This window comes from Novipirellula aureliae, from assembly GCF_007860185.1.
In the GTDB taxonomy this organism is placed as follows: Bacteria; Planctomycetota; Planctomycetia; order Pirellulales; family Pirellulaceae; genus Novipirellula_A; species Novipirellula_A aureliae.
On sequence record NZ_SJPY01000003.1, the window covers coordinates 703,855 to 721,540 of the forward strand.

Below are 17,686 nucleotides of genomic sequence, written 5' to 3' on the forward strand. Positions count from 1 at the left end.
CCTACAAAACACCCAAAAGTCTTTTTTTACCCAAAGCACTTAGATTAACGCTCCGGGTAGTTTTAGTCGATTTCAGCTTCCATGCAGGAATCGCGTGAAAGCTTGCGAGAAGGTAATTGAAGTCGAGTTTGCAGAATCCCACGTCCCAACTTAGCCAGTCAATTGGCACTGAACACGAGGCTGTTTGATGACAAACCGTAAATCGAGCGTTCGAGACGGTATCCAGAAGAGCATTCGAAATATGACGGGTCGCTTGCGCGCCAAGCGTCGTCGCAGCGAACGCCGTTTGCTAACGGAAACCCTAGAATCGCGTCAATTATTGGCCGGTCCCGAGCTTATCGGGATTCAAAGTGACGTCGCGACGACCGAGGGGAGTCTTTTCAATGATTTTGAGACACTGCGTACCGATTCGTTGCCGTTGGGCAATGTGGTTTTATCTCAATCACCCAACGAATTAACCTTTCGGTTTGATGACAATGCCAACATCGACCCTGAATCGCTCGCTGGCATCACAATCACTCGCGCGGGTGCGGACGGTTATTTCGAAGCCGCCAGCGCTGTAAATGATTTGGGTACCGGTACGGAATTGCTTGAATACCGAGCGACTTCGAGCGGGTTGTCAGGAAACGGAACGACGATTTTGTATCGCCAGCAAAATCGCGGGAATACGGGCACCCCCGTCACGGCGACCGTCGATACGTCGGGCGCTGCTCCGATCATTACGCTCAGCCTCAACAGTGCCTCGGGACGGCCTGCGACGTTGGGGGATGTGGTTGGTTTCATCAACAACACCGCATCGGTGAATCGTTACATCACCGTCCAGCAGCTATCGCCTGCTTCGGCAACGGCAGTGGGAACGACGGTGGATACAACCCGGTCGGTCGTTTTGCAGGGTGCGAATGCGTCACAAGCGGTGACCGATTTAGGGACGGGTGGATCGGTCAGTGTTCGTTTGGTGGCCGCACAAACGGGTGCCACAGGAACCGGAACCACAGTCGTTGTCACACCGCAAGACTTTAACGGTCCGGGCTTACCGCGAGTCTTGGTCTCGGGCAAAACCGTCAGCATCACGGTCAACTCCAACGCGACCTTTGCAACCACGGTCGATCAGTTTATCGCTGCGATCAACTCGAACTCGCTGGCGAGTGAACTTGTAACCGCATCTCTCCAGATCGGTTCAGGTTCCACTTTGATGGGCAATCGAACCGTATTCTACTCGCCACTGGTCCTCTCCGGCGCCAGTGACGAAGTGCTGACACCGGGTTATGTCGGGTTGGGTGAATCGAACCGTGAAATCGTTTTCCGTTTTGCCGAAGCGCTTCCCGATGATACCTATCGGATCGACATCAGTGCATCGGGCACACTTGGGCTTCGCAACGAAGACGGCGAGTACTTTAACGACGGAACCAGTGTCACGGGACAATTCGTGGTTGATGGTGGCCCGAAGATTTTAGCGGTTGTCCCGCAACCAGTGACGCGAAATACGGATGGCACGCTCGCCGTCGCATCCAACGTTGTGGAAGTTCATGTCGACGGTGGTGATATCGATCAAGCGACCTTGACGAATCGGAATTACTATCGCTTGATCTACACGCGTGACACGTTGACCACTCGGGATGATTATGAATTGCTTCCCAGCGCGGTCACCTACAATCCAATCACCAAGATCGTTCGCCTCGAATTCGCAAATGCGCTTTCGCGTGTCGCTGATCCATTGAATCCTGGTCAATTTATCGACGGAGCGGCAAGGCTGAGGATCGGGTCGAGTGAACCGATCAACATTGCTCCTAAAGAGCTCAGTTTCCAAACCGATGCACCGGATAGTTTTTCGGACGCGTTCAATTTGAATAGCCAATGGGCGATCAGTTCAAATCCCAACGCGGGCATCCAATTGGCACAGATTTCGGGTGAGATCAGCAACACCTCCGCCTACGAATTGGAATTGCCCGGTGGGTCCGATGTACCGGGCATTCGCGACATCCGTCCTGATGATCCGTCACGATTAGAGCGAACGATTCCACTCGACGTATTGCGTCTCGGTGCGGACAACGAAGCGGGAATCACCGAATTCCAATACGATTTCGTCGACAATTGGCAGGGTGACGACCCGAACAAGCCGGGGATTGATGAATCCAAAACCTATTTCAATCTGATCACCGAACAACAGAAAGCTCGGGTTCGCGAAGTACTCTCACTGTTTAGCGAATACCTGGGCGTCCAGTTCATCGAAACCAGCGGTGGTTTGACCAGCCAGGCGTCGTTCTCGATCGCCGTGGGTGAATTGTATGGCGCCGATGCTAGCGTCAATAGTGCCGCCGCCCTTCGTGACGCCGACGGCAACGCGATTCTCAATACTCCCGAAGCCATTGTCCTAGCGACCCGCGACCGCAACCTTGATGGCGTCGACGATTTAGCAGTACTCGATTTCCAGGACTTCGATCCATCGACGATTGATCAAATCGGCGGGGAGTTTTTCCGCGGTGCTTTCCTGGCCGTTGGACAGTTGCTCGGATATGGCTACGCGGACAGTTTGCCACAACCCGTTACCCAAAGCACAGCTTCGGTATTGAATCCCGGGACCGACAATGAACCGGCCTTCCCGAGCGTGGCGGATATTGTCAACGGACAATACATGTACCGTCCCGAGAGCAATGACATCGACCTCTATTCGTTCACGCTCGATCAGCAGGGTACGATTAGCATTGAAACGTTGGCAGAGCGATTGCCGACGTCCAGCCTGCTCAACACCGCCCTGCGTTTGTATGCGGTCGATGGCGATGGCTATGTGGAGATCGCCGCGAACGACGATTACTTCAGCAACGATTCACTGATCGAACTCGAACTTGAAGCGGGCACCTATGCCATCGGCGTTAGCGCATCGGGCAACACCACCTACGATCCAACGACAGCGGGTAGTGGCTACGGCGGCTTAAGCGAAGGCACGTACCAATTGAACTTGGGATTTCGAGCCTCTGCTGCCGACGCGATTCGCGACACCGCCGGCAATGCGATTGACGGTGACCTTGATGGAACACCGGGCGGACTATTCAATTTCTGGTTCGTCCCCAATGATCCCAACACGACTCTCTATGTTGACAAAGCGGCGACGAATCCCGATTTAAACCGAGCGACCTCCAACCCGTATTTGAACATCGATGACGCCATCCGTGATGCCCGCCCTGGGGATACGATTCGTATCGTTGGAAACGGTGGTACCGATGGTGACCTGAGTACCGTGGCAGACAACTTGGCTTATGAAATCGGCCTTGACAACCGCGGTATCGCGCTCGCTGACGGTGAATCGTTGGTCGCGCCACAAGGCGTCAACATCGTTGTCGATGCTGGTGCGGTTTTCAAAATGCGTCGTAGCCGTGTGGGCATCGGCAGCACCTCACCGCAGGTCGACTTGAGTAACTCGTCTCTACAAATCCTCGGCACCCCGACGATCATCGATTCGTTCGGTCGTCCTGCGTTGGATGACGATGGAAACGAGATCCCCGGTAGCGTCATCTTTACGAGTTACAACGATGACTTGGATCCCGATCAACCCGACAGCGCCCGCGAAGGGGATTGGGGCGGTATCGACTTCCGAGGCGACATCGATTCAGCGGATGAATCGCGAGTGAACCTGGAAGACCAAGGGATTTTCCTGAACCATATTCAGTTCGCGGATCTTCGCTATGGTGGTGGACAAGTCTCGATCAACGGCCCGCAAGTCGCCATCAGCCCGATCGATATGGCAGTGACACGGCCCACGATCATTAACAGCAGCATTCGCTTGTCAGCGAATTCTGCGATGTCGGCGACTCCTGATACGTTCGCGGAATCGCGATTTACCCAAGAGCAATTGTCGGGTGTCGATTTCACCCCTGATATCAGCCGCGTGGGGCCGCACATCCGCGGTAATACGATTGCCGACAACTCGATCAACGGGTTGTTTATTCGTGTCGCCACGCGAACCGGAAGTGTCCTGCAACCGCTAACCGAAACCGCACGATTCGACGATACCGATATCGTCCATGTCTTGACCGAAAACCTTGTCATTCAAGGAACGGCTGGCGGTCCGATCCAGAGCATCGATGCTCCTTCGAGTCTGCTGATCCGCGTGAGTGATTCCGACACCGCAGGCATCCCGCTTGAAGGTGAAGTGTTGTCGGGTAGCTATCAGTATCGGGTTACGTTTGTTGACTCGTCAGGCCGCGAATCGGACCCAAGTTTGGCGACCGCCACGTTTGATCTTGAGGAAGACGGTGCGATGCGGCTGACGGGACTACCAACGGTTCCTGCAGGTTCGCTGTTCAGCGCTCGTCGACTCTATCGAGCCACGGTCGCTGCCGACGGAACCGTAGGCGAATTTCGACTCGTGGGATCATTGAACGCCAGTCAGACGAGTTACATCGACGCAGCCGTCGCGGGAACGGACTCACTTCCCGAAGCGGCGCAGAACATCACCGCACGTTTGAATCCAGGCTTGACGATCGATCCAGGCACGGTGTTGAAGATGAATCGGGCACGCATCGATGTGACGCTCGGTGCACACTTCTACGCCGAGGGAACCGAGCAACGGCCGGTCGTGATGACCAGTTTGTCGGATGATCGCTACGGTACCGGAGGAACGTTTGACAGCGACGACACAGCGAACTCGGAATTGACGGCCGGTGATTGGGCGGGGCTATATATCGGTTACGGGGCAACCGCCTCGATCGACCATGCCGTCATCGCGGGCGGAGGTGGAACCGCAACGATTCAAGGTGGCTTCGCTAGTTTCAATGCCATCGAAGTTCATCAAGCGGACCTGCGTTTGGCCAACAGTCGGTTGGAACAGAATGCGGACGGTCGTGGCTTCTACAACACGAACCTTCCCGACCGCGCCGGACACGGCGATAACGAAAGCGGTACGGTCTTCGTCCTGGCGTCTCAACCCGTTATTGTCAATAACGATTTCATCGACGGCCTAGGGCCAATGGCCTCGTTCGATGTCAATAGTTTCTCGTTCAATGAGGTCACCGACTACGGACGTTCGACCTACACGTCAATGAGTTACAGCGACAATGACGATTCGGACCCAATCAGCTCTGTCTCATCCATCGGTAACAGTGGTCCTTTGGTACAAGACAACCGGATCTCCGGTATCGTGGATGAATCGGATGACGATGATGACGACGATGATGAGGATGACGACGATGATATCGTCGCTGCCACGTTCGGGCTTAACGGGATGGAAGTCCGTGCTGGGCAAGTGACGACCGAAGTGGTTTTTGACGATGTCGACATCGTCCACATCGTTCGCGGCTCGATCGAGGTTCCGAACCAATACATTTATGGCGGACTTCGTCTCGAATCCGATGCACGCGGCAGTTTGGTAATGAAATTCGAAGGATCCGATGCCGGCATCGTCGCTGGGGGCACGTTGGCCACCGCTGAAGATCAGTTCGTCGACATCGCCGACCGCATCGGCGGCAGTCTGCAAATCGTCGGCCATCCCGACTTCCCCGTCGTCTTGACCGCATTGGTCGATGACACGATCGGCGCGGGCTTTACCCCCGAAGGACTGCCTGCTCTTGACACCAACAACGATGGGATTCGCACTTCGATTCTGACAAGCGAAACCGCTGGCGAAGCGACACCAGCCGGTCTTCCCGTTGGACCTCAATATGATCGTACCGATATTGAAGTCGACAACGGAACCACCATCGATAATGACATCGATCAAAATGTGGTTGGATTCTTTGAAGCCACCGTTGAAAGCGGATCCGCAGTCACTGACATTTTGGTGACGGGTATCGATCAAGCAACCGCCACGCAACTCGATCAACAAAACTATGCTTTCTTGGCAACCACGATTGTGGACATCGATCTTGACTCTGGGTTCGCCAATCCCGCTCCGTTTACGTTGGCGGAAACGACCATCACTCGCCCAGCGACTTTGGTGAGTCCAGACCGAGTGGTCAGCGAGGGATTGTTTACCGACTTATCAGAAGAGGAGGATGGCGAACGACAATTCCAGTGGATCGCGTCGACGTTTATTCTTGACAATCGTTCGATGATGTACACGACCATCGATATCATTTCCGTCGATGGACGCGATATTAATGCGGGTGCGGTCCGTAGCATTCAAGTGACTAGCTACTTCACTCACGGTGCAGGTGCAGGCGGTCAAGACACGCTGTATTCGGTCGGTGACCCAGGCGAATTCAATTTCCGCGCCTACACAATCGATGGTCAAGATCGCCTCGGTTTCTCGCATGGCGGTATTTATGAAGACGACGGCTACAACCAACTCAATGCAACCTTTGATGGATGGGCCGCGGACAACGCAGACCAGTTGTTGACGACGATCAACGCCGAGAACAACACCCCCTCGGTCAGCGGGTCGATCGGTACCGGTTTGCCGGAAATCACAACCGATCCACTGTTCCCCAACGCCAATGCCGCTTACGGAGTCGATGACATTGGAACGGCGTTCACGTGGTCGTTGGTCGCCAACGAAGATCGTGCTCGATTTACCAGTTTTATCGAATGGATTCCCAGCGATCCAGCCGATCCGTTTGTTCCTGAATTGCCGATCAATATAGACGGCAGCGGTTCATGGGACGGTGTGACCATCCGTGAAGCTGCCGACGACCGAAACGTCGCTAGTACAAGCGAAAATGAACCCAACAACGTCGGCTCGTCGGATACCAACCCCACGCCCGGCCGATCGCAATACCTCGGTGAATTAGCCCCCAACGAATCGTCCGGCGATGAAAACCGCCGGCTTGGTTTCATCGTCGATGGATCGATCAGCAGTACGGGCGATGTCGATGTTTATTCATTCATCGGCGAAGCCGGTACACTGGTTTGGCTTGATATCGACCGCACCGATTTGAAGCTCGACACGGTGATTGAGTTGATCGATGCGAATGGCAATACGTTGGTTTTATCGGACGACTCCTTAGCAGAATCCATCGGCACCAAGAGCCGGCTGACATCGTCGGATGGACGGTTCGATGCAAATAATGCTGGCAGTTTGAACCGACTCGTCAACGATGATCCCAGTTTGACGACTGCGGATCACCAAGATTTGTACTCGGTCAACCCCAAGGACGCCGGAATGCGGCTGGTGTTGCCTGGCGAAGCGGGACAACGCAACCTTTATCACATTCGCGTTCGCAGCAGCAGTGTCGCATCAGGTGCCAATGGTTCACTCGTTGTTTCCGGGCAAGTCCAAAGCGAGCAACTTAGTTCACTGCGCCGCGGATTGACCTCCGGCGGCTACCAATTGCAAGTCCGTCTGAGTGAGACCGATGAACACGCGGGAACTCAAGTTCGTTTCAGTGACATTCGCTATGCCGTTAACGGTGTCCAAATCATCGGCGGACCGTTGCACAGTCCGTTGGCTGGCGACGAGTACGAAGTCGAGGCTCCAAACGACACTCTCGGTAATGCGCAAATCATAGGACTCTACTCGACCACCGTGGACAACGCAGGCACCGGAGTCGACACAGGAACCGATGACGAAGATATCGACGACGAAGACATCGACGACGAAGATATCGATGACGAAGATATCGACGACGAAGACATCGATGACGAAGATATCGATGACGAAGATATCGACGATGAAGACATCGACGATGAAGACATCGACGACGAAGACATCGACGACGAAGACATCGATGACGAAGACATCGACGATGAAGATGCCGACGACGAAGATGCCGGGGACGATGCAGCCGCGGCGGGCGACACATTGACAGCCGCTGGACCTTTACAAAGTGATCGACTTAGTAAATCAATTGGCGGTTCACTTAGCGGAATTGACGATGTCGACTGGTATCAGTTCGATGTGAATTACACGAACTTGACGCGTGATAATGCCGCGTTGTATTTAGCGACCGCGTTCGACTTGGATTACTCTGACGGACTTGCTCGCGCCGATACCGGCATTTATGTGTTCAACGAAGCAGGCGAATTGATCTTGATTGGTTCGGACAGCAACATTGCCGACGATCAACCGATTGGCAGTGCGGACGCCTCTGATTTATCGCGAGGTTCGTTCGGTTCGGGCGACCCCTATATTGGAGCAAGCGAACTCGCTGAAGGAACGTACTTTATCGCTGTAGCGAACCAGCAACGTATACCGGCGCAGCTCGATCAATTCACCAACCGCGACACCACGAACCCGCTGCTTCGGCTTGAGCCCATCGACTCGGTCACTCGAATTGTCGAGCAGAATTTCGACAATTTCTATCCTGGAACCGCAACGCTGCCGGACGTCGAAGTTCTATTCGACCAAGACTCGATCATCGATTATACGTTCGACGATGTGTTGCTCTATGTGAACACGGGAACGAGTTTGATCATTGTCAATCCGTTTACCGGCGTTCAGTACGGAACGGTCGGCAACTTTGGTGACGAGATTCGCGACATCGCGTTCCAAGCCAACGGGGAATTGTTCGCTTACACGGGATTTGACGATCGTGCTCCCGCAGACGACGCTTGGTCGTACGTCCGCATCAACACGGAGGATGCGACGCTAAGTGATGCAATAAGCGTGGGTGCTGGGATTGTGACCTACCATGACCAAGCGGTTGAACAAGACGCAGGCGGCGATGCTGGACCGGTGATCTTGCAACAGATTCTCGATGTCGAAAGTAACGACGGGATCGAGGTTGAGGCGATTACGATTCGATCGCTGTTCGGCACCGAAACGGGCTTCTTTGTCGGCAACCGTCCGCAAGATCGCCAAGGTTTGGCCTACACAACGAACATTCTTTATCAATTCAACGAGGACACCGGAGAAGCGGTTGGAACGACTTTCGACCTGTCTCTCGAAGACGCTGGTTCAGGAACGGCACCTCGTGAAATCGGGCAAATCAATACGGAAGCTCCTGTCGGTGCTCGCTCGACTCAGCTGGGCTTTACCGATGCGACAGAAATCAATGCGTTTGGCTTGAATGCTCCGAGCATTGTCGACGGCGATCGGTTCACGATTACCAATACCGTCGAAACGGTCACATTCGAGTTCGACCAAGGTTACACCGTTGTGGTCGGAGACGCAGGGAATGTATTGATTGGCGATCGAGTTTCGATCTCCATGCCGGGTGAATCGGCACAGACCTTCGAATTCGTCACCGACGCAGCCAATGTCACCGTTGGCAACATCCCCGTCGTCATTGACGCTACCCTCGGAGCCGAAGCGTTGGCAGGACGTCTTGCCGATGCGATTCGCAGCGAAGGTATTTCGATTTCAGCCGAAGGCACTCAAATGTCGCTGCCGGACGCTGAGAACGTCACCGTCCTGGCAGACATGACCTCGAGCCTTGTCCTGCAGGGGACACCGGGTGTTGAGGACGACAACTATGCGATCACGCTGTATCCGACCGATACCTCCGCCACAATCGCAAACCGAATCGTTGCCGCGGTCGAGCAAGCAAACGCGTCTGGGGATTTGCCAGACATTCAGGCCATTGTGCCAACCGGTTCGGCCAATGCACGTTCGGTGCTCATCACCGGTGGTTTCTTAGGCGATATCGCCAATAGCCAAGCGAGCCAACCGACCGGCAACCTAACCGCTGGCGGCGTTCCAAATGGTGGGCTAATCACCGGGATCGAATTGGTTGACGGTAACCTTTACGCCGTGTCCAACACCGGTGGATTGTATGTCGTTGGCAGCGGATTCCTTGGTGCCGGCACCGGCAACAATAACACGATTGCCAACTATGTGACCACCGCAACCGACTTGATCGGCATTAACTTTACCGGTCTGCGAGCAGGACCGGCCAGCGTGCAAGATGGCGAACTCAGCCAAACACTGTTCGGCATCACGGCAGACGGAACCATCTATGCATTCAACACACAGGGCGAACTGCAACCCGTGTTTGCGGGCGGACGATCGTCGATTCGCACCAACGTCAGCGGTTCATTAGGGCTTGACTTCAGCACGCTCGACTACAACCTGTGGCACGTTACGTCTACCGAACCGAGTACCACGGGTGAAGGACATGGCACCAATGCAATCCATAGCGGAACGCGTGATGATTACTCCGGCGGAAATTCATTGGCGTTTAACTACGAAAACGCTGCCTTCGCAGGCAACTACGCGCCCGGTGAGGTTCCGGTGCAATTGGGTGTCAACAGCAATCCGCGACAAGACGGCCAGGGTGTTGATGGAACCTACAATTTCCCCGGTGGTGCTAAAGGCGTTATTGAGAGCAATGCCATCGACCTGAGCGGCGTTTCAAGCAAGGACTTGCCGACGCTGTACTTTAGCTACTTCCTCGAAAACGACGGATTCGATGATGACGATACAACGGTAGGGTTGTTTGGCGATGACCGTGACTCGCTACGTGTCTACGTCATCGATCAATACGGCGTCGAGCATCTTGTTGCGACGAACAACGAAGGACGGGGTGAATCGAGTTTTGATGACGAGTTCGACGACCCGGCCGAACTCGGCATCTACGATGATGACATCGATACCGAGGTCCAACAGCTATTCGACAATGCTGACGGTAATTGGCGTCAAGCTCGTGTACCGCTCGGAGCGTTCGCTGGACAATCAGGACTTCGCCTACGCGTCGAGTTCGCCAGCGCCGGAACGACGCAAACAACAACCAACGTGCTCCAAGCGGTTTCCGCCGAACAGTTGGTCGAGAATGAGCAAATGGTGATCAATGGAGAAGTGTTCTCCATTGACTTCGCTCCCGCAGTAAGCACACCGTCGGGCCGAAATTTGGCGAAAGCATACGCAGCCGATAGTGCAGCGGTCGCCGTGATTACAGTCGATGGGCAAGACTATGTTCTCAACGATGGGCAAAGACCGGTCGCCGACGGGCAAATCAGCGTCGATCTGTTGGCATCACAACCAGCCGGAACCACGCTTGATACTCTGAGTGCAGCAGCGATCGCTTCGCTCGTAGCCGACACAATTGACATGACTCGTTTGGTTCCGACCGGAATCGAGTTAGCCGTGCAATACTCCGATCCGGATGCATTGTATGTGATCGAATACTCCGGCCAAGAGTATGCTCTCAACGATGGCACTCGTGTCATCGGCATTGAACAGGTTCCTGTCGATCTGACAACGTTCAACCAACCGATTTTCACATTGACGAAAACGCAAATTGCGGAATCGCTGAGAATCGCCGCGGGGGTTGCCGAAGCTCAGTTCAATGTCGCTGAAAACGTCAATTTCTCGGATGCATCCGATGCGGCAGGGGTCACCACGGGACGCAATGACGTGTTGTTCAGTGCGACGCAGTTGCCTTATTCGGGCGGCAATTCAACCATCTTTGGAAACGGACGTTTCGGCTCCTTCGATTCGGGAGGCAACCTCACGAATTTGAATGATGTGGACATGCTTCGCGCGGAAGTGACTGCGGGAACGACGATCACGGTCGACGTCGACTTGACTACCAACCCCTTAATCGGAGCGAACGTTCGATTTTTCGATTCAGCAGGCTATGAACTCGATTCGGTCACGGATGTCGTTAACGGCACCGTCCAAATCACAGCTACCAGCAATGATGCGGTGTATATTGGCTTGAGCGGTTTTGGAAACGAAACCTATGACCCTAACATCGCGGACAGTGGGACGGTTGGCCAAACCGATGCCTATACGGCAACGGTGAAATTCACCCTTCCGATCGGCGTCGTAACCGACGGCAACCTGATCGAAATAGCTGGTGCATCGTCGATCGCAACATCATCCGACACCCTTCTACCAACGAGCGGTCAGGAAACACTCGACGGAAACTCGATTCGAATTAGCCGATCCGCTAACGCAGACGAAGTGGCGACGGCCATGGGAACGGCCATCGCAGATCGATTCACTGGCGGTGACCCGTCGATGGTGCCGGTCTCCGGATCAAGCATTCGTATCGCTGGATTGACGATCGATGACTTCGGTCCATTCTTCAATGCCAATGATCGCTATGGTGATTTGTTTGGTGCGGGCGGCATCAGCGGCGGAATCGAAAATGATTTCCGTGGTGCATTCCTTGACGATTTCATCATCGGTTTCGCCGAGCGTGGCGAATTGGTCACCGACGCGAATCCAATCGGTGCGAACGAAGCCTTTGTCCCCAACGGGTCGGTCAACTTGACCTCGCCCGTCCAACCGACGCAGCCAACGGTAACAGGCTCCTATCAATTGGAAATTCGTGATGCAAGTGAGTACGTCGACAGCGCTGCCGCAGCGACATTCCGCACCTTTGCAACGAACGATCGATTGACGAGTGGATACACGTTGACGGCAATGCCTGGCAGTATGGTTGTCGACGGTGCGACCTTTACCGTATCGGGTCTTGGTTCACCGCTCACGTTCGAGTTCGATATTTTTGATGCGTTCGGCGTCAGCGATGGACTCAATAGCGGGACTTCACAAACCGCGATTCGGATCAGCGAATCGGCAACGGCAAACGAAGTCGCCAACGCCGTCCTCAATGCTCTGCGCAGCAGTACGGTCAGCCAAATTGTCGATATCTCAGCAACGGGAGCGAACGGCAACCTTGGTTTCCAACAATCGCAACCCGATACCATCGCCTTGATGGGAGATAGCCGCGTCAATGTCTATGGCGACGTCATCATCACCGCAAACGATGGAGCATTTGCGGAAGTCGAGCTATTCGACCTTCGCGGGGACGAAAACCGTGACCGTAGTGACCAGGGTGTTATCATTATCGAAAACAGCCGCTTCGTGTTTAACTCCGATGCTGGCATCGATTTGAATCGTAGTTCGGGAACGAGTGTGACTGGCGTCGACGAAACCGATCTGAGCGCCTCGGCAATCGTTTATCCTCGAAACCTAGTCGTTCTGAACAGCGAAAACTTATTGCCAGGCGTCGTGGTACAAAGCAACGTGTTGGCCTTTAATGCCAATGCGGGTATCCGCATGACCGGACTTGGCGATGCCGGCGGAACACAGCGTGATCCAATCTGGTTCGATCGCATTGTGAACAACACCATCGTCGGAGGAAACGTGAACGAAGCAGCCGAGTCGTTCCCGGATGTGTACAACGATACGGTCTTTGATCACGGTGAAATCTCCTTCGCCGATTCGGTGATCAGCTTTACGGCTGGAGCCAATGTCACCCCAGGGTTTGATGATCCCACCCGAGCACTCGGTGTACCCGATGCAGGTGGCAGCGGGGTTGAACCGACCGATGGTGAGTTCACCACGTCACTTGGGCGACGCGGGACAATTACCGTTGCATTTACCGACAACTATTTGACCGGTAGCGGCGACGCGCGGCCTGACTTGATCGTGTTTGAAACCGGCTCGATTGAAGGAGTCATGGTCGAGGTCAGCCGCGACGGCAGCACCTTCATCAACGTGGGTATCATCGGCGGTATCGACTCGACCATCGATTTGGACTCAGCTGGCTTCGGTGCTCATGACCGCTTCGGATTCGTTCGCTTGACGGACCTAGCCCAAGGCACACTGACGACCGGAGCCGTCGGTGCGGACATCGACGCCGTCGGCGCACTTTCAACCGTTGCTGCGGACATCTACATCCCCGGTAGCCAAGGTGTTGTGGTCCAAGATGGTGCGGCACCGACGATTTTGAACAACGTCATTGCGAACACCCAAACCGGGCTAGCAGTTGATGACGCGAGTTCAAAAACGGTCATTGGTGGAACCAGCTATTATCGCAACGCAACCAATGCCAGCAACAACCAAGTACAAGAGAACGGTTTTGATGCTCAATTGATTCCTTCGGCTCAAGAAGTCTTTATCGATCCAGTACAATTGGTGTTCACACCGCGTGCCAGCACGCCCGTCATTGACAGCTCGATCGACTCGCTTGAAGATCGCCAATCATTGATTTCCGTGAAGGGAGCGATTGGACTTTCGCCGAGCCCGATCATCGCACCTCGGTTTGATGTGAACGGTCAATTGCGAGTGGATGACCCCAGCGTCGATACGTCGACCGGTTCAGGCGAAAGCGTGTTCAAGGATCGTGGTGCCGAAGATCGTGCCGATCAAGTTGGACCACGTGCGGTTCTCGTGACGCCACGAGCCCCGGATATTGGAATCGATGGCGGACTTGCTGTTACCGCGATTGGTGACATCTACACCTCGTTCGATATTCAATTGATCGATGGTATCGCACCGGCCGACCCAACACCGGGCGTTGGAATCGATGATTCAAGCGTGACCGGGGACGCGATCCTGGTCACACGTGACGGCGAGACGCTCGTCGAAGGCGAAGACTATCGATTCGGTTACGATCCATCGAACAATGTCATTCGTTTGACACCGCTCGCCGGTGTTTGGATGAGCGACTCGGTCTACGTGATCCGTCTACTCGATTCAAGCGATGCCGTCCTCCGCGTCAGCGAAGGATCGACCTATAGCGATGGTGGTTTAACGACCGTGATCGGACTCGACAACTCGTTCACAACGCTTGAAACCGACACCGGAATCAGCATTGTTGTTTCTCCTGACTTGTTCGGCGAGGACATCGAAGGGCAGTCGATCGAGATTTTCGATGGTTCCCGAACGGTTACCTTCGAGTTGATTACCGAAGGTGAGGTGTTTGGCGACACCGTTGGTGTCTTGGTTCCTGAGACGTTTAACGTCGAGCAAATCACGACCGCGTTGTCCGATGCGATCAACAATGCCGGCCTAAACGTGACGGCGAACTCGCTTGACAATCGCATTCAGTTGCTCGGCTCATCGACATTGACAACAGCGGTGCCGCTAACCGATGCGTTCACCGTGACAGTCACCACTACCGACATCCTGATGTCCTCTGACTTGGTTGGCTTGGCCGACGGCGAAACGGTCTTGATCAGTGACGGCGTCGATTCGGTGACTTTTGAATTCGATGACGATGGTGTTCAATTGATCGCCGATAGCACTTTGGTGCCTGTGTTGATTACCGATTCGACGCGTCAATTGGCTGAAGCCCTCAATACAGCGATCGCAACGACCACTTTGAATGTGACCGCGACGACGACGGACAACCGAGTTACCTTGTTGGCCGATTCGCCGTTCGCGATCGCGACGGCCAGCAGCGAGGCCATTCGCATTGTCACCACCATCGACGGCCCGACAATCGGCACGTCGGTTGGCTTCGGCATTCGCGTGCCTAACGACGGAGCGGCTCTTGATGCCTCGGTTGTCGATGGTCAAACCTTTACGATCCAAGCCGGTGCAGATCTCGTCAAAACGTTTGAACTCGATTTCGGCGGCGGTGTGGTTAACAGCGGAGCGACCCCTGTGGTCATTTCCGCCCGAACACTTGACGCTGTCGTCCTTGGGCTCAACAACGCAATCGGCGGTGCGGGTCTCGGACTCAATCCAGAAGACGCAGGTGATGGGCGAATCACGCTTGGCGGAAACGCAAACTACTCACTCGACTTGAGTGGCTCGACGTTGATTCAAATCGCATCACCGGGGCAAAACAAAAACGTCCCGGTCGTCATACCGATCGATGCAACGACGGCTGAAGTCGCAGAACTTTACAAGGCCGCGATCGATTCAATCCCCCTCGCGGACACAACCGTCGAAATCGTCGGCGACCGTTTGGTCATCGACGGAATCGCCACCATCACCGGAACCGGAGCATTGATTCAGCCGATCATCAGCGACGATGTCGGCAACCAAATGCAAAGCAATAATGACGGAGGAACCACCGAACTGGTTATCTTTGTCGGCGGTAGCTCTGACTATGCCGACGCGCCCGGCAGCAATTATCAATCGGACGCGACAGCACACAACATCATCGACAACTTGTATCTCGGTCGCGGCGTCACACCCGATACCGAAGCCAAGCTATCCAACGCAGATCGCTTGGATGATGGCGTACGCTTCACCTCGGCCATCCAGCCTGGATTCTCGACCAACTTGTCGGTCGATATCAATTTACCTGCTGATTCCAGCGACAACGTTGGCATCGCAGCACCAGGGGTGTTCTACTTGGACGCCTGGTTCGATTGGAACCAAGACGGAATCTTTGCTGCGAACGAGGCTTATCAATTCGGTTCGAATGGCTCAGGACGACTTGAAGTCGGTGTGGGGGCCGGTAACTCGATCTCGATCGCGGTCCCAAATACCGCTCTATCCGGAACCACCTACGCACGTTTCCGAATCAGCGAGGATGCGACAATCGACTCGACCGGGTTTGCAACCAGCGGTGAAGTCGAAGACTATTCGATCTACGTCGGGAACAACCCGTATCGCAATCCAACCAACCGTAACGATGTCAACAACAGCGGCGAAGTCACCCCGCTTGATGCTCTCCAGATCATCAATGCACTCGGCCGAGCTGGCTCGGCAAGTATCAACTTGTCTCAAACACCGCTTCCAGCTGACCTGCCATTGTTCCCCGACACCAACGGCGACGGATTGATCACGGCATCGGATGCACTCAATGTCATCAATTACTTGAATGACACTCGAAACACGTTCGAAGGCGAAATGGCTGGACAGGGTGAACAGATTGCACCGCAATCCACTGCCTCCTCGTCACGCTACGTCCCGATGGGTGAGGGTGTGTTTGCATCAGGTGCGACGGCTTATGGTGATTTGCTAATCGAAGAAGCCTCTAAATCGACCAAGACAAACGCCGTCGAATCCTCCGAACCGATGGCCGAGTTGAGCCAAGGTCAAAACCCAAGCCAAAGTGTGTTCGATTCTTCGGCTGTCATGAGCGTCGATTCGGTGGTCGATTTGATCGCCGAAGACACCGCATCGACAAAGGAAGATGAAGACGCTGTATCGGTTCTCGACCGACTGTTCGCAGGGCTTGAGCAATAATCAGCAAATGTAGGCTCGGTCTCGTCGCCGCTCTCGGGCGACGACGACCCGGCAAGAAAACGGGACAACGATGATTGTCGCTTAGTGGATCTTGTTTTTGACGTGGCTGGGGCTTCCAGCCCCAGTTGAGAAGTACGCTGCGGCTGGAAGCCACAGCCACGAAACACGCAGCCTACGGCTTTTTGCAAAATGCTCTAGTGGATCTTGTTTTTGACGTGGCTGGGGCTTCCAGCCACGGTTCAGAAGTACGCTGCGGCTGGAAGCCACAGCCACGAATCACGCAGCCTACGGCTTGTTGCAAAATGCTCTAGTGGATCTTGTTTTTGACGTGGCTGGGGCTTCCAGCCCCGGTTCAGAAGAATGCTGCGGCTGGAAGCCACAGCCACGAATCACGCAGCCTACGGCTTGTTGAAAAATGCTCTAGTGGATCTTGTTTTTGACGTGGCTGGGGCTTCCAGCCCCAGTTCAGAAGTATGCTGCGGCTAGAAGCCACAGCCACGAAACACGCAGCCTACGGCTTGTTGAAAAATGCTCTAGTGGATCTTGTTTTTGACGTGGCTGGGGCTTCCAGCCCCAGTTCAGAAGTATGCTGCGGCTAGAAGCCACAGCCACGAAACACGCAGCCTACGGCTTGTTGAAAAATGCTCTAGCCCGGATTATTCACGAGACACCAAACAAAAAGGGCCTTTCTTGCGTCTAAGTGTTTAACAACAAAGCACTTTCGACAAACAAGGAAGACCCTTCATGAGTTTACAGTCTGCGCAGCAATTTGTCTTCGGCTTTTGGGACAATAAACCGATCGAATTTGAGCAAGTCGAGGAGAATCTATCCTCCGATGGCGGACTGATCGCCTTCTATCAGCTCGATCAAAAACTCGGTGTAATAAACGAGCTGAATCACGAGGATTCGCTCACTTGGTGTTAATGGTCGTAACCA

At 54.4% G+C, this 17,686-nt stretch carries 2 protein-coding genes; both read left to right on the plus strand.

The genetic code is table 11. The features are described from left to right. Positions 1-187 precede the first annotated feature (187 nt). Complete coding sequence (locus Q31b_RS11935; RefSeq protein WP_146599884.1) at positions 188-16,750, plus strand: beta strand repeat-containing protein; 16,563 nt, start codon at positions 188-190, stop codon at positions 16,748-16,750. A gap of 744 nt (positions 16,751-17,494) precedes the next feature. Further along, entirely contained in the window at positions 17,495-17,674 is a 180-nt protein-coding gene (locus Q31b_RS11940) for a hypothetical protein (RefSeq protein ID WP_146599885.1), read from the plus strand. Positions 17,675-17,686 lie beyond the last annotated feature (12 nt).

Coding starts and splice junctions, on each gene's coding strand:
- Q31b_RS11935 (WP_146599884.1), top strand. CDS start 188: ATGACAAACCGTAAATCGAGCGTTCGAGACGGTATCCAGAAGAGCATT.
- Q31b_RS11940 (WP_146599885.1), top strand. CDS start 17,495: ATGAGTTTACAGTCTGCGCAGCAATTTGTCTTCGGCTTTTGGGACAAT.